Source organism: Streptomyces sp. NPDC001270 (assembly GCF_042896695.1).
Classification (GTDB): domain Bacteria; phylum Actinomycetota; class Actinomycetes; order Streptomycetales; family Streptomycetaceae; genus Streptomyces.
This window is the reverse complement of record NZ_JBIAXM010000022.1, coordinates 95,316-113,992: the sequence shown is the minus strand read 5'-3', so window position 1 is coordinate 113,992 and position 18,677 is coordinate 95,316. Positions and strand designations below refer to the sequence as shown.

The following is an 18,677-nucleotide window of genomic DNA, read 5'->3' as shown; positions in this document are numbered from 1 at the left end:
TCTGCCTGGTCAGAATGGTCTGGTCAGTGGGCTCCGAACAGGTTCAGGAGTTCCGTCCGGCCGAACATCCGGGCGGTGTCGACGGCCGACGGAGTGCCCGCGGCGGGGTCGGCACCGCCGTCGAGAAGGGCCTTGATGACGTCCAGCTCGTCCTTGAAGACGGCGCCGGCGAGCGGGGTCTGCCCCCGGTCGTTGGCCCGGTCCGCCTCGGCGCCGCGGGCGAGCAGGGCACGCACCGCGTCGGCGTGGCCGTGGTATGCGGCGAGCATCACGAGGGAGTCGCCGCGGTCGTTGGTGAGGTTGGCCGGAACACCCGCGTCGACGTACGCCACGAGTGCCTCGGTCCGCCCCTGCCGGGCCAGATCGAAGATCTTGGTCGCCAGCTCCACGACATCGGGGTCGGGGGCTTCACTCATCGGCCGGACCGCCTCTCCTTCAGGGCTTTTGCGGAACTGACAGAGCCTACGGCAGCGGGCGGGGCCCGGCCGTACGGGTGAATCGCCAGCGTACTGGCCGCCGGGGGGCACATGACCGGATGCGCCCGAGGTAAAGATCATCGCGAGTCCCCACCGGCCACACGAGCCACGCCCGTCGGCCCGGTGAGTCCTGCTCGACCGGGCCAAGGCGGCTCGGCCACTTGGGGGAAATCAGCCGGATTTCACCCAATTGCACCTTTTGTCGTATAGATACACCCTGTGATGCTGGAAGTACTCATGGTGACTGTCCCCCCTCGACACCAGGAGACCTCAAATGATTCTCTCCATGTCAGGCGTCGTCCTGCTCGGCATCATCGTCTTCCTCTTCTTCCGCAAGGACGGACTCAAGGCGTCACACGCCGTGGTCGCGTCCCTGTTCGGCTTCTACCTCGCCAGTACGGCCATCGCCCCGAGCATCAAAGCGGGCGGCGAGAGCCTGGCGAGCCTCCTCGGCGGCATCAAGTTCTGACGCCGTTCCTCCCGCCCGCACCCACCGTCAGGAGACAGCAGTGGCCCGGCGCCCTCTCCCCCGCATTCTGAGCTACGGCAGCGCGCAGATCGCCAGGAGCCGGGAACTGGCCCGGACGGCGGCCGACAGCGCCACCGACGTCCTGCACCCGCTGATCACCGTCTCCCGCGGACTGAACCGTCTGGCCGCGGCCGGGCGGCACAAGTGGGCCGACACGCCCAAGGACAAGCGCGGGCCGCTGCTGTTCCTGGTGGCCTCGGGCGTCCTGGTCGTCGCGCTCGCCCCGTACGGACCGCTGCTCGCCGCCATCACGCTGATGGCGGCGGCAGCCTGGCACGGCAGGGACCGCGCCCCGGCCGCACCCGAAGGCCCCGACGAGTCCCAGACGCAGCGCCTTCAGTCGCTGTACGAGGCCCTGGTGCCGTATTTCTCGTCCCCCGAGGACCCCGCCCCGGTCTTCGTCCACGGCGGGGCCTGGGAGAACGCCTTCACCGACCACGACTTCGACGACGCGGGGCGCGTGGGGCACCTCGTGATCCGCTACCCGGCGTACTTCCCGGACGCCGAACCCGAGGCCCGGGCCCGGATCGAGTACCTGCTCGCCGCCAAGGCCGGGCGGGGCCGCGAATACCACTTCGGGTGGGCCGAGGAGGCCAACCAGCTCACGGTCAGCGTCCTCGCCCCGCTGCCCACCGACATCGCGGCCCAGCGTTTCGTCACCGCGCCGGGCGAGACGGTGCTCGGCTTCACCGACCCCTCCGAGGTCCAGCGCACGCTGCCGCTCGGCTTCGGCGACGAGCAGCGTGACGTCCCGCCGGTCGTGTGGCGCACCGGGATCCGCTCGACCGAGCCGCACCTGCTGGTCATGGGCCAGCCCGGCAGCGGCACCTCGACGCTGCTGCGCTCCGTCGCCCTCCAGGCGCTCCGGTACGGCGACGTGCTGGTCGTCGAGGGCGGCAGCACCGGCGAGTACGCCTGTCTGACCGGCCGGGACGGGGTGCTGGGCGTCGAGTGCGGACTCACCGGGGCACTGGCCAGCCTGGAGTGGGCCGCGCACGAGACGGAACGGCGGCTCATCGCGGCCAACCGGGCCCGGCAGGCCGGGCATCCGCCACCGGACGACACCAAACGCCCCCTGTGGATCCTGCTCGACCGCCCGGGCTCCCTCACCCATCTGGCCGCGGCGGAAGGCCGCCCGGATCCCCAGTCCCTGCTCCAGGTCCCGCTGCGGCACGGACGCGCGGCCCATGTGACCGTGGTCGTCGCCGAGGGCTTCGACTACGCGGACGCGCTCGACGACGGAGTACGGCAGCACACACGCGCGCGTGTCGCGCTGGGACCCGCGGCCCCGGAGCACCTGGTCGCGGTCCTCGGCACGCTGCCGCACACGACCGCGCCGGTCCACGTGCCGCCGGGCCGCGGCTACGCCCGGCTGGGCGACGGCCCCGTCCACCGGCTCCAGGTCCCCGCGACCCCGGACCCGTACGACGACGCCACGAGCGACGCCGACCGGCAGGCGGTGCTGGCCCTGCTGCCGCCGCGGACCACTCCCGCGGACGACGATGCGGCCCGGACGGAGGTGGTCCCGGTGCCGGTGGAGACGATCCCGCTGAAGACGGTCCGGGCCGATTCCGGGCCGACGGAGAAAGCACCGGCGGACACGGTGCCCGCCGACACGGTGACGGTGGACACGGCGCCCGTGCCGACGTCGGCGAAGACGTCCCAGGCCAGGGCCGTCGCGGCGGACACCCTGGCGGCGGAGAGCCCCACCTGATCCACCCGCCTCCGCTCCGGCGTACCCCGAACCGGCTCCTGCGACCGGCTCCCCGGTACGACGGAGCCGGGGGCAACGCGCGGGCCGTACACGAGCAGGGGGTCGGACCGGCGGACACCACCGCCACCCGCGGCCAGGGAGCACTCCGCACTGCAAGCGGCGGCAGGAAAGTGAACGGACCACGCGGCGCCACCGCGGCCGAAAACCGGCCATCCCGCCCGCCACCACTCTTGGTGGCGCAGGGAACCGCGCGACCGGCCGCCCCTGGCCCGCGGCCGAAGAACACCCCGCCACCGCCGGAGGCGGAGCACGTGCTCGGAGGACGGCGGCAGCGAGGACGACCCGGCGCCCGGCGCTACGCGACGAAGGTGCGCGGCGCCTCCGTCCCCGTGCTCGCCCCCGACTCCACCAGGCGCGCCGCCGCCGCCAGCCGGACCGCCGCCTCCTCGGCCAGCGCACCGCCCACGGTGAACGGCAGCCGTACATAGCCCTCGAAGGCACCGTCGACGCCGAAGCGGGGGCCGGAGGGCACCCGCACCCCGACCCGCTCCCCCATCTCCGCCAGCCGCGAACCCGACAGGCCGCCCGCCCGCACCCACAGGGTGAGCCCGCCCCGGGGCACCTCGAACTCCCAGTCCGGCAGCTGTCGCCGTACCGCCGCCACCAGGGCGCTCCGGTTCTCCCGGGCCTCGCTCCTGCGCAGTGCCGCGGCCTGCTCCCAGCCCCCGGTGCCGAACAGCCAGTTCACCGCCAGCTGCTCCAGCACAGGGGTGCCCAGGTCGGCGTACGCGCGCGCGGCGACCAGGCTGCGGATGACGTCGGGGGCGGCACGCACCCAGCCGATGCGCATCCCCGCCCAGAACGCCTTGCTGGCCGAGCCGACCGTGATCACCGTCGAGCCGGCCGGGTCGAACCCGCACACCGGCCGCGGCAGCGCGGCGCGGTCGAGGTCCTCGTCCAGCCACAGCTCGCTCATCGTCTCGTCGACGACGAGCACCGTGCCCGCCGAGCGGGCCGCGTCCACCATCCGGCGCCGCTGGTCCTCGTCGGCGAGCGCACCGGTCGGGTTGTGGAAGTCGGCGACGACGTACGCCATCCGTGGGGCCGCCTCGCGCAGCACCTGCCGCCAGCGGTCCAGGTCCCAGCCCGCGAGCCCGTCGGCCATGGCGACGGGGACCAGCCGGGCGCCCGTCTCCCGCATCAGCTGGAGGATGTTGGCGTAGGACGGCGATTCCACCGCGATCCGCTCGCCGCGCCCCGCGAAGAGGTGGCAGATCGCGTCGATCGCGCCCATCGCGCCGGTGGTGACCATGATCTGCTCCGGCATGGTCGGGATCCCGCGCGCGGTGTAACGCTCGGCGATCATCGCGCGCAGCGGCGGGATTCCGGCCGGATAGTCGCCGTGGGTGCGCGCGTACGGGGGCAGTTCCTCCAGGGCGCCCTGGACGGCCCGGGTGAGCCACGGCTCGGGTGCGGGCAGGGCCGCGCAGCCGAGGTCGATCATCGAGCCCAGCGACTCGGGCGGCAGCGGTTCGAGGCCCCGCGCGGGCAGCGGGTTCCCGGCCGGCACGGCGGTCCAACTGCCCGCGCCGCGCCGGGACTCCAGGAAGCCCTCGGTGCGCAGCGCCTCGTAGGCGGCGGCGACCGTGGTGCGGCTCACGGACAGCGCCAGGGCCAGTTCGCGTTCGGCGGGCAGCCGGGCGGCCACCGGCACCCTGCCCTCCAGCACCAGCAGCCGGACGCCGTCGGCCAACGCGCGGTAGGCGGGCGGACGGCGGGTGCCGGGGCCGGCCGGGCGGTCCTGCTGGGAAGTGAGCAGCCGCGCGAGCTGCGCGGCACCCACCGCTGAGGTCCACTGCGCCACTGACATCAGTCCACCTGCCTCGGATTGGCCCTGGATGAGGTTCCCTACCCAGCCACAGAGTGCCATGAGTCAGGCCACCATCTCCATACAGGGGGTATTCCTTTGTCCACACGCAGCCCCGGCCGTCTCGGGCGACGGTTGGTCCAGTTGTACGTCGGCCTCGCGCTGTACGGCGCGAGTTCGGCACTCCTCGTCGCGGCGGGCCTGGGCCTGGAGCCCTGGAACGTGCTGCACCAGGGCCTGGCCCGGCTCACCGGGCTGACCATCGGCGTGGTGTCGATCGCCGTGGGCGCCGCGGTGCTGCTGCTCTGGATCCCGCTGCGCCAGCGCCCGGGCCTCGGCACGGTCTCCAACGTCGTCGCCGTCGGACTCGCCATGGACGGCACCCTCGCCCTCGTCCCGGAGCCGCGCACGCTCGCCGTGCGGATCCCCCTGATGCTCGCGGGCATCGTGCTCAACGGCGCCGCGACCGGCCTCTACATCGCGGCGCGCCTCGGCCCGGGTCCGCGGGACGGCCTGATGACGGGGCTGCACCGGCGTACCGGCCGCTCGATCGGACTGATGCGCACGGCGATCGAGGTCGCGGTCGTCGTCACCGGTTCCGCCCTCGGCGGCACGGTCGGTGTCGGCACCTTCCTGTACGCGCTGTCCATAGGGCCGCTGGCACAGGTCTTCCTGCGGGTGTTCGCCGTTCCGTCGGCATCCCGCGGCAGCACGGCCGTTGCCGCCGGGTCACCCGGACGGGCGATACTGCGTCCGTGAGCACGCCGCGACGCCACCCCTACCTCGACCATCCCGGCCCGATCCCGTTCGCCCACCGGGGCGGTGCCGCCGACGGTCTGGAGAACACCGTGGCGCAGTTCCGGCGCGCGGTGGGACTCGGCTACCGGTACATCGAGACCGACGTGCACCGCACCGCGGACGGGAAGCTCGTCGCCTTCCACGACGACGCCCTCGACCGGGTCACCGACGGAGCGGGCCGGATCGCCGACCTCCCCTGGTCGGACGTACGCGACGCGCGCGTGGCGGGCAGCGAACCGGTGCCCCTCTTCGAGGAGTTGCTGGAGACCTTCCCCGAGGTGCGCTGGAACGTCGACCTCAAGGCGGAGCCGACGCTGCGGCCGTTCCTGGACCTGGTCGAGCGCACGGACTGCTGGGACCGGATCTGTGTCGGCTCCTTCTCCGAGGGGCGGGTGGCGCGCGCCCAGCGGCTCGCCGGGCCGCGGCTCGCCACGTCGTTCGGCACCCGGGGCGTGCTGGGGCTGCGGCTGCGCTCCTGGGGGCTGCCCGCGGCCGTGCGCCGTTCCGCGGTCGCCGCGCAGGTCCCGGAGTCCCAGTCGGGCATCCCCGTGGTCGACCGCCGCTTCGTCCGCGCGGCACACGCGCGTGGGCTGCAGGTGCACGTGTGGACGGTCAACGAACCGGAACGGATGCACCGGCTCCTCGACCTCGGAGTCGATGGCATCATGACCGATCACATCGACACGTTGCGCAAGGTCATGGAGGACCGGGGCGTCTGGGCCTGACCACCCCTGTCCCACCGGGCCCGCGCGCGGGCACCTTCAGGGCGGCACCTTCAGCGGGGAAGCGAGGGCACGGGTGAGCACGCAGACCGTGCGGGCGGGGGCGGCCGACGTCGCCGAACGGCGGCGCGAACAGCGCGGCTGGTACTTCTACGACTGGGCGTGCTCGGTCTATTCGACGAGTGTCCTGACCGTCTTCCTCGGTCCCTATCTGACCTCGGTCGCCGAGACGGCCGCGGACTCCGACGGCTTCGTGCACCCGCTGGGGATACCCGTGCGGGCGGGTTCGTTCTTCGCCTACTCGGTGTCCCTGTCGGTGATCCTCGCGGTCGTGGTCATGCCCCTGGCGGGTGGCCTGGCCGACCGCACCGGCCGCAAGAAGCACCTGCTCGCGGCCGCCGCGTACACCGGAGCCGCGGCGACGACGGCCATGTTCTTCCTGGACGGCGACCGCTATCTGCTCGGCGGGCTGCTGCTGATCGTCGCGAACGCGGCGCAGTCCGTGGCGATGATGCTCTACAACTCCTATCTGCCGCAGATCGCCGGGCCCGAGGAGCGCGACGCGGTCTCCTCACGCGGCTGGGCCTTCGGCTACGCGGCCGGCGCCCTGGTGCTGGTCGTCGATCTGGTCCTCTACTCGGCACACGACTCCTTCGGCCTGTCCGAGGCGGCCGCCGTGCGGATCTGCCTGGCCTCGGCCGGCCTGTGGTGGGGCGCCTTCACACTCGTACCGCTGCGCCGGCTGCGCGACCGCCGGTCCACCGTCGCCGCCGTCACGGCCCCCGGGCTGCGACAGCTCGCGGCGACCGTGCGCGACATGCGCCGGCATCCGCTGACGCTGGCCTTCCTGCTCGCCTACCTCGTCTACAACGACGGCATCCAGACGGTGATCTCACAGGCGTCGGTCTACGGCTCCGAGGAACTGGGACTCGGCCAGTCGACGCTGATCGTGGCGGTGCTGCTGGTCCAGGTGCTGGCCGTGGCGGGAGCGCTGGCGATGGGGCGGCTGGCCCGGCGCTACGGCGCGCAGCGCACGATCCTCGGCTCGCTCGTCGCGTGGACGCTCACGCTGGCGGCCGGATACTTCCTGCCCGCCGGGGCGCCGGTGTGGTTCTTCGTGCTCGCCGCCGGCATCGGGCTGGTGCTCGGCGGCAGCCAGGCGCTGTCCCGGTCACTGTTCTCGCACCTCGTCCCGCCGGGCAAGGAGGCCGAGTACTTCGCGGCGTACGAGGTGAGCGACCGCGGGATGAGCTGGCTCGGCCCGCTGCTGTTCGGTCTCACCTACCAGCTGACCGGCAGCTACCGCTCGGCGATCATCTCCCTGGTGGCCTTCTTCGTCATCGGGTTCGCGCTGCTCGCACGGGTTCCCGTGCGCAGGGCGATCGGCGAGGCCGGGAACCCGGTCCCGGAGAAGATTTAGCATGGATTTAGCGCTCGTCGCGAAAGGACGGTAGTGTACGCCTTTGGCCTGCCAGGCGTACCGTTACTGCGCGTCAGAGTTACTGAAACGCTGGGTGACATCTGCTAGTAGATGTGACAAACCGGGCGCCGATGGGTACTGCACTGGTTGACAAGGCTGCGGCTACGACGGCGACGCATGACCCGGAACGGGACTCGGGACGGGAATCTTTACCGCCGACCGGACGTTGACCGGATGACGACGACAGCGACACCTGTCCTGTGGGCGACAAGCCCGGGAGGCACGATTCATGAGTGAGCGAGCTCTTCGCGGTACCCGCCTCGTGGTGACCAGCTACGAGACGGACCGCGGTATCGACCTGGCCCCGCGCCAGGCCGTGGAGTACGCATGCGAGAAGGGGCACCGCTTCGAGATGCCCTTCTCGGTCGAGGCGGAGATCCCGCCGGAGTGGGAGTGCAAGGTCTGCGGTGCCCAGGCACTCCTGGTGGACGGCGACGGCCCTGAGGAGAAGAAGGCCAAGCCGGCGCGCACGCATTGGGACATGCTGATGGAGCGGCGCACCCGCGAGGAGCTCGAAGAGGTCCTTGAGGAGCGTCTGGCGGTTCTGCGCTCCGGGGCGATGAACATCGCGATTCATCCCAGGGACAGCCGAAAGTCCGCTTAGCGAGCAGCCGGACAACCACGCACGTGAATGACCGCGGGCGCCGTACGTGAGTCAGACGTACGGCGCCCGCGGTTTTGCGTCCCGCGGTTTTGCGTCACCCCGCCGCCGCGTGAACAGGGGCGGCGCAGGGCGCGGCGGGCCTCAGCGGGTCAGGGGCGGGCGCGGCTCGCCGGCCGCGTCCCCCGGTGCGTCGGCGTCGTCCTTGATGACCTCACCCTGGACGACCTTGCCGTCGGGGCGGTGAATGCGGGCCTGCTGGAAAGCGTCACCCAGAGAGCCGGGGGCCGCTTTGCGGAGACGGCGCTCGAAGAGCCGCTCCGCGTACCGGCTCACGGCCTTCTGGACCGGGGGGATCAACAGCAGCAGACCCGCCGCGTCCGAGATCAGCCCGGGGATGATCAGGAGCAGGCCGCCCAGCATCATCAGGCCGTTGCCGCCGCCGCGCTCCGGCGAACCACCGCGCTGCATCGCCTCGTTCAGGCTCCGGAAGGCACGGCGGCCCGCCCGCTTGATGACCACCGAACCGGCCACGACCCCGGCCACCAGCAGCAGGAACACCGTCAGACCGCCCGCCGCTCCGGCGACCCGGGTCAGCAGCCAGATCTCCAGCACGAACCAGACGGCGATGCCCAGCGGCAGATACCGGCGCAGTCGGGAGCGGCGGGGCCGGGTGGAGGGCGGAGGGGTCTGATCGCCAGTCGTCATACCCCCAGTGTGCCTGGGTCCTGCTCTGTACGGGACAAGGGGGCGGTCGGCACCCGAAGGGGCACGGGCAACTGCGGCCTCAGGCCGTCTTCCGGCCGGGTGTCAGGACTTGCCCTTGCCCGTGATCTTGCCCACCCGTTCGCCCACGCCCCAGGAGGTGACCCGCCACAGGGCCTCCACGAGGATGTCGCGGCTCATCTTGGAGTCGCCCAGTTCCCGCTCGACGAAGGTGATCGGGACCTCGACGACGTGGTAGCCCGCCTTGACGGCACGGCGGGCGAGGTCGACCTGGAAGCAGTAGCCCTGGGAGGAGACCTCGTCGAGACCGAGACCTTCGAGGGTCCCGCGGCGGAAGGCGCGGTAGCCGCCGGTGATGTCGCGCAGCGGCAGGTCGAGGGCGAGCCGCGAATAGAGGCTGCCGCCGCGGGAGATGAACTCCCGGCTCCTGGGCCAGTTCACCACCCGGCCGCCCGGCACCCAGCGGGAGCCCAGCACCAGGTCGGCGCCCTTGAGCGCGGTCAGCAGACGGGGCAGTTCCTCGGGCTGGTGGGAGCCGTCGGCGTCCATCTCGACCAGTACGCCGTAGCCGTGCTCCAGGCCCCAGCGGAAGCCCGCGAGATAGGCGGCACCGAGGCCCTCCTTGCCCTTGCGGTGCAGCACCTGGACGTGGTCGTCCGCGACGGCGAGTTCGTCGGCGAGCTTGCCCGTGCCGTCCGGGCTGTTGTCGTCGGCCACCAGCACGTGCGCCTCGGGGACGGCCCTGCGTACCCGGCCGACGATCGCCTTGATGTTCTCCGCCTCGTTGTAGGTCGGGATGATCACCAAAGCCGTACCGAGCGGACCGAACTGCCTTCCCCCGGACTGAGCCGCGGGGGTCCCGTCGCCGTCGTTCACTGCTGTCCCTTCATGTCGTACGCAGGGGTCCACCATAGTGGCCGTCGCCTGCGATGACGTGCTGACTGGTTTGTGTGGCGGTGTCGATTCCGCAAGAGCGGGGTAAGAGCACGCGCCCGGCGCGGGTTCCCGCTGCGGATGGAGGCCCGGCGCCCTTCGGGCCGACCTGGGGCCCGCTGGCTGCGGGTCGACCGAAAGCCGTTGTCTACTGAGCGTCCGGGCCCCACCCGGGTCGCACCTCCCCGACCGGCCGGAACGTTCCCTCGTCGGCGCGGGCGCTGAGCCTGGCTCCCAGCGACGGTGCACCGTGCGGCACACCGTCCCTGACCCAGCGGCACTGCGACAAGTGCGCGGAAGCTCCCCGGTCGGGCGTCCGGTGGTGGACTCGGCCGAACCTACCGGCCCCCGGCCGCAGGCTGTCAACAGTCGTTTGACCTGCATGGATACCTGTTCGTCCCAGGACGTCGCGGAGGATGCGCAGGTCGCGCGACGCGGCGGCGGACGGTGATCGCCGCCGCGCCACCCCGGGAGATCACTCGCCCGGCCCTACGAACACCGTCCGCCCGCCCACCACGGTGCGCAGACAGACCGGCAGGTCACGGCCCGGGGTCAGGTCGGGCAGTCCCGGCGTGCCCGAACGCGGGTCCGTCGACCAGCGTGCGACGCGGTCGTCGGGTGCCTGCACGACCAGTTCGTCGGTGCGCCACACCGCATAGTCCGCGGGCGCGCCGGGCACCAGGACACCCGCGTCGTCCCGGCCCACGGCCCGCCAGCCGCCCCGGGTGTGCGCGGTGAACGCGGCGCGCACCGAGATGCGGTGCTCGGGCGTGCGGTGGAAGGCCGCCGCGCGGACCGTGCCCCAGGGGTCGAGGGGGGTGACGGGGCTGTCGGAGCCGAGGGCAAGGGGGACGCCCGCCCGCAGCAGGGCCGCGAACGGGTTGAGCGCACGGGCCCGCTCCGGGCCGAGCCGCCGGGCGTACATGCCGTCCGCACCGCCCCACAGCGCGTCGAAGGCGGGCTGGACGGAGGCGGTCAGGCCCAGTTCGGCGAAGGCGGCGATGGTCTCGGGCGTGAGGAGTTCCGCGTGCTCCACCCGGTGCCGGGCCGCGCGGATCCGGCCGAGACCGATCTTCTCGGCTGCGGCGCGCACGCCCTCGACCACGGCCGTCACCGCGGCGTCCCCGATGGCGTGGAAGCCCGCCTGGATCCCCGCCTCGGTGCAGGCGATCACGTGCGCGGTGACCGCGGCGGCGTCGAGGTAGCCGACGCCGGTGTGGTCGGCGTCGGCGTAGGGCTGGTGCAGGCAGGCGGTGTGCGAGCCGAGGGCGCCGTCCACGAACAGGTCGCCCGCGGCGCCGAACGCCCCCAGCTGCCGGGCCTTCGCGACGCCCTCGTCGGCCTGTTCGGCCCAGTAGCCGACGACGCGCGGGCCGGGCTCCCGCGCGGCCAGCTCCAGCAGGCCGGTGAAGTCGTCCTCGGAGGAGATCCGCGGGCCGCCGCACTCGTGGAGGGTGCCGATGCCGAGGGAGGCGGCGTGCGCGAGGGCGGCCCGCTGCGCCTCGGTGCGCTGGGCGGGCGTGACGGCCGCGAACGCCGCGGCCCGCACGGTGTGGTGGTCGTCGCCGGTGAGCGGGGCGTCCTCGCGCGTGATCCGGTCCGGCAGCAGGTCCAGCAGGGCGGTGGTCACGACGGCCGAGTGGACGTCGATGCGGGAGAGGTAGAGCGGGCGCCCGCCGGTGGCCTCGTCCAGTTCCGCGCGGGTCGGGGGCCGGCCGCCGGGCCAGCGGGCGGCGTCCCAGCCGTGTCCGAGCAGCACCCGGTCGCCAGGGCGGGCGGCGGCGAACTCACGCACCAGGGCCAGCGCCGCCTCGCGGGTGGGGGCCGCCGACAGGTCGAGGCCGGTGCGGGCCAGGCCGGTGGAGGTGAGGTGCACATGGGCGTCGGTGAAGGCCGGGGTGACCAGGGCGCCGTCCAGGTCGACCACCTCGTCGACGCCCTCGGCGAAGGCGTCGGCGGCGCCCTCGGAACCGACCCAGGCGACCTGGCCGTGCTCCACGACCATCGCGGTCGCGAAGGGGTCGGCGGGACTGTGCACTTCTCCTCGACGCAGGAGAACGGTCTTCGGGTCGGAGGGTCGCTCGCTCATGCCCCACAGTCTCTCGCGGATCACCGGCCGCGCGGCACTCGGGGCGCACCGCGGGGGCACTCGCCGACCGGGCGGACACGGGCGGGGCGCCCCGCCCGCGCCGGCGCCGCCGGGCGCACACCGACCGGCCACGAAGTCCGCCGAGACCGCCGTGTCCGCCGGGCCGACGGAGACGGCAGAGAAGGCAGTGACCGGAGAGACCGGAGAGACCGGAGAAACAGCGAACAGAGAGACCAGAGACCGCGCAGGATCGCGCGGTGCGCCTGCGGCCCCGCGGCTCAGATCTTCGGCGGGCGGGCCTCGTAGGGCGTGGACAGGACCACCGTGGTGCGCGTGGACACGCCCGCGAGCGACCGCAGCCGGGCCAGCAGTTCCTCCAGTTCGTGCGGTGTGCCCACCCGCACCTTGAGGATGTAGTTCTCGTCGCCTGCGACGCTGTGGCACGCCTCGATCTCGGGGACACCGGCCAGGCGGTCCGCGATGTCGTCGGGCGCGCTGGGATCGAACGGTTTCACCGAGATGAAGGCGGTCATGGGCAGCCCCACGGCCTCGGGGTCGACGATCGCGGCATAGCCGCGGATGACTCCGCGCTGTTCCAGCCGGCGCACCCGCTGGTGCACGGCCGACGTGGACAGGCCGGTGGCCCTGCCCAGGTCTGTGTAGCTCATCCGCCCGTCCGTGACGAGCAGCTGCACGATCTGACGGTCCAGCTCCTCCATGGCGCCAAAACCTACAGTGCGCTTGATCTCCTCGGATACCCGAGCAACCCAGGTCATACCCGGTTTGAGACACCCCCGGGGGTCGGCGACCGCGCTACGGAGGGACAAATCAGCCGCACCGGGCAGCAACGAACGCCATGTGACGAACGCCACAGTCTTTGGGCTGGCTCCGTGATGTACTCGTGATTACCGCCGAGAGCGGACGGGAAGTGCTTGCTGTGGTCGAGGCCGCAGCGCCTTCACGGCCCAGCCCGAGGGGGAGAATCCCATGCAGAGTCTTAAGCGCCCTGGTCGTACCGCGTCCAAACGGCAGCAGCCGGCGGTCGAGCCCCAGCCGGAGGGCGCCGAACCCTACGCCGACGACATCGAGGAACTCGACGCCTACGACACCTTCGAGATGTACCGGGTGATCTGCCCGGACTGCGCGCAGCCCATCGCCCTGCTGGCGGACGAGGACGTCCTGCCGGAGCACGCGCTGTGCGCCTCGCCGTGGAACCCGTTCGGTCTCACGGTGTGCTCGGGCACGGGCCGTTCGGCCGCCCAGGCCCGGTCCGCGGGCGAGTCGGTCACCCCCCAGGAGCAGGACACCGCCCTCCTGCTGACGCTGCCGCAGAGTCTGAACTGGCGGACGCAGCCCTTCTCGCACGTCGGCGGCCCGAGTTCGCGCCCGATGCACGTACCGGAAATGCGCCGCCAGGCCGCCTGAGCCGGCCCGGTCAGTCCCGGTAATCGCCCTGCACCATGGCCCGCAGACTGTCGTGGTGCAGGATCAGTGTGTCCGGGTCCGCCGGCCGGGCGACCTCTCCGAAGTGCAGTTGCCGGTAGGCGATGCGCAGCATCACGATCGCGTGCCGCAGGGCGGCGTACAGGATGTGGAAGTCCATGTCCCGGGGCGGGTGGCCGGTGAGCCGGGCGTAGCGCTCCTCCACGCGTTCGCGGCGCAGCAGGTCCGGCAGTCCGCGCTGCCCTGAGGCCACTGTCAGATCGTGGAAGAAGCGGTGGAGATAGACCGTCCAGCCGAGGTCCACCTCGCGCGGGGCGAGCGCCGCCATCTCCCAGTCGAGCACGGCGACGGGGTCGAAGCCGTCGTAGACGACGTTCCCGATGCGTGCGTCTCCCCAGGTGAGCACGGGTTGTGCGGGCTCCCGCGGCCAGAGTTCGGCCAGCCGGTCGAACGCGGCCTCGATCAGCGGTGACCTGGGCAGGCCGTCCACCACCCAGGCGTAGTAGTCGCGCTGGGCGGTGACGTGCCGCCGCAGGCAGTCGCCGTCGCCCGGCAGCGCGAGGAACCCGGCCTCGGCCGGGTTCACCTGATCGTGCAGCCGCGCCAGCAGCCCCACCGTGGCGGCCTCCAGGTGCGCGCGCTCCGCCGGGCTCGCCGCGTGCAGCCAACTCCCCTCGTACGTAGAGGGCATGACGTCCGGAGGCACCCGCCCGGCGACCCGCTCCATGACGAAGAACGGCGCACCCAGCGGGCCTGGATCCTCCTCCAGCCACAGCACCTTCGGCACCGGCAGGTCGGTGCGCTCCGCCACCAGCCGCATGGTGCGGTACTGGCGGGCCATGTCGTAGCGCGGGAAGACGGTGTACGCCGCCGGATCCGCCGCCAGTCGCAACGCGCAGGCCGTGCCGGGTGCACCGCCCGCCCCGCCGGAGCCGGGAGCGCCGGCGGGCGGTTCGGGGTGCTCGATGTCGAACAGCAGGGTTTCGCTGGACATGCCGTTCGAGGCGGGGGCGGTGACCCGGACCGCGGTGGCGCCGGGCAGTCTGGTGCGGAGCCAGGCGGTGAGCCGACGGGCCACTTCCGCGGGATCGCGGGTGGTGGTGCGGGGACGCGGTGCCGTGGCCATCTCCGCCTCCTTCAGGGCGCCACCGAGTCGAAGCCGGTGAATCCGCTGGGATCGTGCCGTCCGAACGAGCCGTGCTCGAAGATGCCGTACCCGACCCGCCCGTCGAACCGGAACCGGGCGGAGTGGTCGACCACCCCGAAGGCGGCCCGGGAGGAGGGCGGCGCCGGCGGGTCGGCGAGGTCGTAGGTGCGGCTGTCGGTCCAGCCCCGGCCGCGCCAGGTGCCGTGCTGCCAGTCGTCGGCGGGCGGGTACCCGGCGCCGATCGCGAGCGGGGAGGAGGTCAGCACTTCCACGTCGAGCGGCCGGGGCTCGCGCGGGTCGCCCAGGTGGATCACCGCCCGCTCCGGGTGGCGGGTGCCGGACCGGTAGCCGATCTCGGCCCGGGGCCAGCCGAGTTGGCGGTCGCGCCGGCCGGGTTGGACGAGGGTGGCGTCGTTGAGGGTGCGGTAGCCGTCGGCGTCCTCCTGGGTGATCACCATGAGGAACCGGTCGGCGAAGCGGACGGGGCACCAGATCCAGTGGAAGCCCTCGGCCGGCTGCTCCTCGGCGAACCGGCCGCCCTCCTCCCCCGGTATCGGCCGCACGCCCCAGCTGCGGTCACGGGTGCCGGTCCACTCGGCGGCGTCGACCCGCAGTTCCTCGCCGCCGGCCCGGATCACGCCCTCCACGGTGCCGGCCTGGACGAATCGGCGTCCTTCCAGAGTGAGCCGGTCACCCCGGCGCTGGAGGTGGTGGGGCTCCCACAGGGCGGGGAAGGCGGCGGTCCACGTCAGGTCGTACGACAGCGCGCCCTCGCCCGTCAGCCGCAGCCGGCGCAGCGGCTCCTCGACCTCGATCCTGAGCGGGCCGACGGCGAGCCGCATCCGGTCGTCGCCGAGCGCGTCCGAGGCGCGCACCGCGTGCAGGGTGTCACCGAGCCGGAGAGTGGCGTAGGCGTCGATCACGCCCAGGTTGGGGTAGACCCCGAGCCCGAGGATCAGCAGGGCGCGTCCGTGGTGGTCGAGGACGTGGAAGATGCAGCGGTCGTAGGCGTTCCGGTCCCCGGTGGCCAGGTGCTTCATGGACAGCGGCACCTGGTGGACGGGGTACTCGTCGAGCGGTACGGGACGGTCGTCGGCCACGGCATCCCCCCTGGAGACAGTGGAGCTGACGGTACGTCAGCAAACCGGACGAAGCCAGAGGCGGAACAGGACGGACCCGGACGCTGACCCTGACCGGGACGGCCGGTCCGTCCGGCCGCCGCGGTCACCCGCCCGTGGCGGCCGGAAGCCGCACCCGCCCCGGACCGCCGCCCCCGTCGGGCGCGCCCGGAGCGGGCGCGGCCCGACGCCCCGTCCGGCTCAGCGCCCCTCGGGCCCCGCCAGGTGACGGGCGATGACCATCCGCTGGATCTGGTTGGTGCCCTCGACGATCTGCAGGACCTTGGCCTCGCGCATGTAGCGCTCCACCGGGAAGTCGGCGGTGTAGCCGTACCCGCCGAGGACCTGCACCGCGTCGGTGGTCACCTGCATCGCGGTGTCGGTGCAGTGCAGCTTGGCCATGGCCGCCTGCTTGGCGAACGGAAGACCCGCGTCACGCAGCCGGGCGGCGGTCAGGTAGAGCGCGCGGCCCGCCTCGATCTGGGTCGCCATGTCGGCGAGCAGGAAGCGCAGGCCCTGGAAGTCGGATATCGGCCGCCCGAACTGCCGGCGGTCGGCGGCATAGCCGACGGCCTCGTCCAGCGCCGCCTGGGCCAGCCCGATCGCGCAGGCGGCTATGCCGAGCCGCCCGGAGTCGAGTGCGGCCAGGGCGATGGCGAAGCCCTGGCCCTCCGCGCCCACCCGCCGCCCGTCGGACACCCGCACGCCGTCGAGGTGGAGCTGGGCGGTGGGCGAGCCCTTCATGCCCATCTTCTTCTCCGGGGCCGCCGCGCTCAGGCCCGCGGCGTCGCCGGGCACCAGGAAGGCGGTGATCCCGCGCGCTCCCTCCGCTCCGGTGCGCGCCATCACCGTGTAGAAGTCGGCGACCCCGCCGTGCGTGATCCACGCCTTGGTGCCGTCGATCACCCAGTCCCCGCCCCGCCCGGCCCCGCTCGCACCGGCGGCACCCCCGTCCCGGGCGGCGTCCCCGTCCGCGCGCACCGCCCTGGTCCGCAGGGAGGCGGCGTCCGAGCCGGCGGCCGGCTCGGAGAGGCAGTAGGCGCCGAGCAGTCCGCCGCCGAGCATGGCGGGCAGGTGTTCGGCCCGCTGTTCCTTGCTGCCGTGGGCGGCGAGCGGATAGCAGGCCAGGGTGTGCACGCTGACCCCGAGGCCGACGGTGAGGCGGGCCGCGGCCAGTTCCTCCAGGACCTGGAGGTAGACCTCGTAGGGCTGGTCACCGCCGCCGTACTCGGAGTCGTAGGGCAGCCCGAGCAGTCCGGATTCCGAGAGCAGGGTGAAGATCTCGCGCGGGAAGCGCCCGGCGTCCTCTTCCTCGGCCGCTCGCGGGGCGATCTCGCGGTGGGCGATCTCGCGGACGAGCGAGATCAGGTCCCGGGCCTCGTCCGTGGGCAGCTGACGCTCCACGGACCGAGGGGCGCGGTCGGACATGGCGACGGTCTCCTCCCTTGTCGGGCGCGTCGGCGAACGCGCGCCTTGGGTGGGGCGGCTCCGCCTGGGTCGTTCCTACGCCGCCGCGGCGCGCGCTCCCGGGTCACGGAAGGCGCCGGCCTGCGGCTGCGTGCTGTGAGTATGCCCGGTCGGCACCCTTCGGTCACCAGTTAACGAGCGCTTACTTCGGGAGGTGTTCCACCTGCCCCTGATCCTGAAACTGGTCCGAACCATTGACCCGAGTGGTCTAGTCCTCCTAACCTCTCGGATCAACACTTTACCGCGTTCATGCCAATCGGCACGCGTTCCCTCTCCCCCACGAGGAGACACACCGATGCACGTTTCCCTTCGTTCCCGCCGCCCCTTGCGGGGGCTGCTCTCGGCCGTGTGCAGCGCCGTCCTCGGCGCCGGGCTGCTGGCCGGCGCGGGCAGTGCCACGGCGGCCTCCCCCACGGCCGCCGCCACCGCCCCGGCACCGAAGGCCGCCGCCGCAGGCTCCAAGGTCGTCGGCTACTTCACGGAATGGGGCGTCTATGACCGCAACTACCTCGTCAAGAACGTCGAGACCTCCGGCTCGGCCGACAAGCTGACCCATATCAACTACGCGTTCGGCAACGTCACCGGCGGCAAGTGCGCGATGGGCGACTCCTACGCGGCGACCGACCGGGCCTTCACCGCCGCGGAGTCCGTGGACGGCGTCGCGGACACCTGGGACCAGCCGCTGCGCGGCAATTTCAACCAGCTCCTCAAGCTGAAGCAGAAGCACCCCGGTCTGAAGATCCTGTGGTCCTTCGGCGGCTGGACCTGGTCCGGCGGCTTCGGTGAGGCCGCGAAGGACCCGGCCGGGTTCGCCCAGTCCTGTGACGACCTGGTGAACGACTCCAAGTGGGCCGGCCTCTTCGACGGCATCGACATCGACTGGGAGTACCCGAACGCCTGCGGCAACACCTGTGACACCAGCGGCCGGGACGCCTTCAAGAACGTCATGGCGGCGCTGCGCTCGAAGTTCGGCTCCAGCAGCCTGGTGACCGCGGCGATCACCGCGGACGCCTCCAGCGGCGGCAAGATCGACGCGGCGGACTACGCGGGCGCGGCACAGTACGTCGACTGGTACGACCCGATGACGTACGACTTCTTCGGTGCCTGGGACGCGACCGGTCCGACGGCCCCGCACTCGCCGCTGACCTCCTACTCCGGCATCCCGAAGGCCGACTTCGACACCTCCGCGACCATCGCGAAGCTGAAGGGTCTCGGCGTACCGGCCGACAAGCTGCTGCTCGGCATCGGCTTCTACGGCCGCGGCTGGACCGGCGTCACCCAGGACGCCCCCGGCGGCACGGCGACCGGCCCGGCGGCGGGTACCTATGAGCAGGGCATCGACGACTACAAGGTGCTCAAGACCAAGTGCCCGGCGACCGGCACGGTGGGCGGCACCGCGTACGCCAAGTGCGGCAGCGACTGGTGGAGCTACGACACCCCGTCGACCATCGCGACCAAGATGGCCTACAAGAACGAGCAGGGCCTCGGCGGCACCTTCTTCTGGGAGCTGAGCGGGGACACCTCGAACGGCGAACTGATCAAGGCCATCGGCTAGGACCCACGGCGC

At 72.6% G+C, this 18,677-nt stretch carries 17 protein-coding genes; 8 read left to right on the top strand and 9 right to left on the bottom strand.

The window, feature by feature from the left end; translation table 11 throughout:
* Positions 1–23 precede the first annotated feature (23 nt).
* Positions 24–416: an ankyrin repeat domain-containing protein gene (locus ACFY2B_RS31345; RefSeq protein ID WP_390766432.1), complete on the bottom strand. Its 393-nt coding sequence runs from the start codon at positions 414–416 to the stop codon at positions 24–26.
* Positions 417–750: 334 nt separating this feature from the next.
* Here ACFY2B_RS31345 and ACFY2B_RS31340 point away from each other — a divergent pair, with 334 nt between their 5' ends.
* On the top strand, positions 751–945 hold the full coding sequence (locus ACFY2B_RS31340; protein WP_307619522.1) for a hypothetical protein: 195 nt from the start codon (positions 751–753) through the stop codon (positions 943–945).
* Positions 946–985: 40 nt separating this feature from the next.
* Positions 986–2,719: a hypothetical protein gene (locus tag ACFY2B_RS31335; RefSeq protein WP_390766431.1), complete on the top strand. Its 1,734-nt coding sequence runs from the start codon at positions 986–988 to the stop codon at positions 2,717–2,719.
* A gap of 355 nt (positions 2,720–3,074) precedes the next feature.
* Here the strand turns inward: ACFY2B_RS31335 and ACFY2B_RS31330 are convergent, their stop codons facing one another.
* Positions 3,075–4,583: a PLP-dependent aminotransferase family protein gene (locus ACFY2B_RS31330; RefSeq protein ID WP_390766463.1), complete on the bottom strand. Its 1,509-nt coding sequence runs from the start codon at positions 4,581–4,583 to the stop codon at positions 3,075–3,077.
* 102 nt (positions 4,584–4,685) lie between these two features.
* On the opposite strand from ACFY2B_RS31330, the gene ACFY2B_RS31325 reads away from it, so the two are divergent.
* The 4 genes from ACFY2B_RS31325 (at position 4,686) to ACFY2B_RS31310 (ending at position 8,190) form a co-directional block, all read left to right on the top strand.
* Entirely contained in the window at positions 4,686–5,345 is a 660-nt protein-coding gene (locus ACFY2B_RS31325) for a YitT family protein (protein ID WP_390766430.1), read from the top strand.
* A complete protein-coding gene (locus ACFY2B_RS31320; RefSeq protein WP_390766429.1) occupies positions 5,342–6,109 on the top strand; it encodes a glycerophosphodiester phosphodiesterase in 768 nt (255 codons plus the stop codon). The genes ACFY2B_RS31325 and ACFY2B_RS31320 overlap by 4 nt, the downstream gene beginning before the upstream one ends.
* Before the next feature lie 73 nt (positions 6,110–6,182).
* Positions 6,183–7,526 carry an MFS transporter gene (locus tag ACFY2B_RS31315; protein WP_390766428.1) on the top strand — a complete coding sequence of 448 codons (1,344 nt, stop codon included), beginning with the start codon at positions 6,183–6,185 and terminating at the stop codon, positions 7,524–7,526.
* A 289-nt stretch (positions 7,527–7,815) separates the two neighbouring features.
* Positions 7,816–8,190 (top strand): RNA polymerase-binding protein RbpA, encoded by a 375-nt coding sequence (locus ACFY2B_RS31310; RefSeq protein WP_010046329.1) that lies wholly within the window; start codon positions 7,816–7,818, stop codon positions 8,188–8,190.
* 141 nt (positions 8,191–8,331) lie between these two features.
* Here the strand turns inward: ACFY2B_RS31310 and fxsA are convergent, their stop codons facing one another.
* From fxsA to ACFY2B_RS31290, 4 genes are all read right to left on the bottom strand, one after another.
* Positions 8,332–8,895, bottom strand: a complete 564-nt coding sequence (gene fxsA / locus ACFY2B_RS31305; protein ID WP_390766427.1) for an FxsA family membrane protein — start codon at positions 8,893–8,895, stop codon at positions 8,332–8,334.
* A gap of 102 nt (positions 8,896–8,997) precedes the next feature.
* On the bottom strand, positions 8,998–9,789 hold the full coding sequence (locus ACFY2B_RS31300; RefSeq protein WP_390766426.1) for a polyprenol monophosphomannose synthase: 792 nt from the start codon (positions 9,787–9,789) through the stop codon (positions 8,998–9,000).
* A 532-nt stretch (positions 9,790–10,321) separates the two neighbouring features.
* Positions 10,322–11,935: an amidohydrolase gene (locus ACFY2B_RS31295; RefSeq protein WP_390766425.1), complete on the bottom strand. Its 1,614-nt coding sequence runs from the start codon at positions 11,933–11,935 to the stop codon at positions 10,322–10,324.
* A 278-nt stretch (positions 11,936–12,213) separates the two neighbouring features.
* Entirely contained in the window at positions 12,214–12,654 is a 441-nt protein-coding gene (locus ACFY2B_RS31290; protein WP_376535934.1) for an Lrp/AsnC family transcriptional regulator, read from the bottom strand.
* 268 nt (positions 12,655–12,922) lie between these two features.
* On the opposite strand from ACFY2B_RS31290, the gene ACFY2B_RS31285 reads away from it, so the two are divergent.
* Positions 12,923–13,360 carry a hypothetical protein gene (locus ACFY2B_RS31285; protein WP_390766424.1) on the top strand — a complete coding sequence of 146 codons (438 nt, stop codon included), beginning with the start codon at positions 12,923–12,925 and terminating at the stop codon, positions 13,358–13,360.
* Positions 13,361–13,370: 10 nt separating this feature from the next.
* On the opposite strand, the gene ACFY2B_RS31280 is transcribed toward ACFY2B_RS31285, so the two are convergent.
* From ACFY2B_RS31280 to ACFY2B_RS31270, 3 genes are all read right to left on the bottom strand, one after another.
* On the bottom strand, positions 13,371–14,504 hold the full coding sequence (locus ACFY2B_RS31280) for a phosphotransferase family protein (protein WP_390766423.1): 1,134 nt from the start codon (positions 14,502–14,504) through the stop codon (positions 13,371–13,373).
* An 11-nt stretch (positions 14,505–14,515) separates the two neighbouring features.
* Positions 14,516–15,625 carry a hypothetical protein gene (locus tag ACFY2B_RS31275; RefSeq protein WP_390766422.1) on the bottom strand — a complete coding sequence of 370 codons (1,110 nt, stop codon included), beginning with the start codon at positions 15,623–15,625 and terminating at the stop codon, positions 14,516–14,518.
* A gap of 219 nt (positions 15,626–15,844) precedes the next feature.
* Entirely contained in the window at positions 15,845–17,071 is a 1,227-nt protein-coding gene (locus ACFY2B_RS31270; protein ID WP_390766421.1) for an acyl-CoA dehydrogenase family protein, read from the bottom strand.
* Between the two features lie 334 nt (positions 17,072–17,405).
* On the opposite strand from ACFY2B_RS31270, the gene ACFY2B_RS31265 reads away from it, so the two are divergent.
* The gene (locus ACFY2B_RS31265; RefSeq protein WP_390766420.1) at positions 17,406–18,665 is read left to right on the top strand and encodes a glycoside hydrolase family 18 protein; all 1,260 of its coding nucleotides are present in this window, start codon (positions 17,406–17,408) and stop codon (positions 18,663–18,665) included.
* Positions 18,666–18,677: the final 12 nt, after the last annotated feature.

What these genes read in the sequence shown, in the direction of transcription:
- ACFY2B_RS31340 (WP_307619522.1), top strand. Translation starts at nt 751, where the DNA reads ATGATTCTCTCCATGTCAGGCGTCGTCCTGCTCGGCATCATCGTCTTC.
- ACFY2B_RS31270 (WP_390766421.1), bottom strand. Translation starts at nt 17,071, where the DNA reads ATGTCCGACCGCGCCCCTCGGTCCGTGGAGCGTCAGCTGCCCACGGAC.
- ACFY2B_RS31265 (WP_390766420.1), top strand. Translation starts at nt 17,406, where the DNA reads ATGCACGTTTCCCTTCGTTCCCGCCGCCCCTTGCGGGGGCTGCTCTCG.
- ACFY2B_RS31345 (WP_390766432.1), bottom strand. Translation starts at nt 416, where the DNA reads ATGAGTGAAGCCCCCGACCCCGATGTCGTGGAGCTGGCGACCAAGATC.
- fxsA (WP_390766427.1), bottom strand. Translation starts at nt 8,895, where the DNA reads ATGACGACTGGCGATCAGACCCCTCCGCCCTCCACCCGGCCCCGCCGC.
- ACFY2B_RS31290 (WP_376535934.1), bottom strand. Translation starts at nt 12,654, where the DNA reads ATGGAGGAGCTGGACCGTCAGATCGTGCAGCTGCTCGTCACGGACGGG.
- ACFY2B_RS31310 (WP_010046329.1), top strand. Translation starts at nt 7,816, where the DNA reads ATGAGTGAGCGAGCTCTTCGCGGTACCCGCCTCGTGGTGACCAGCTAC.
- ACFY2B_RS31280 (WP_390766423.1), bottom strand. Translation starts at nt 14,504, where the DNA reads ATGGCCACGGCACCGCGTCCCCGCACCACCACCCGCGATCCCGCGGAA.
- ACFY2B_RS31285 (WP_390766424.1), top strand. Translation starts at nt 12,923, where the DNA reads ATGCAGAGTCTTAAGCGCCCTGGTCGTACCGCGTCCAAACGGCAGCAG.
- ACFY2B_RS31295 (WP_390766425.1), bottom strand. Translation starts at nt 11,935, where the DNA reads ATGAGCGAGCGACCCTCCGACCCGAAGACCGTTCTCCTGCGTCGAGGA.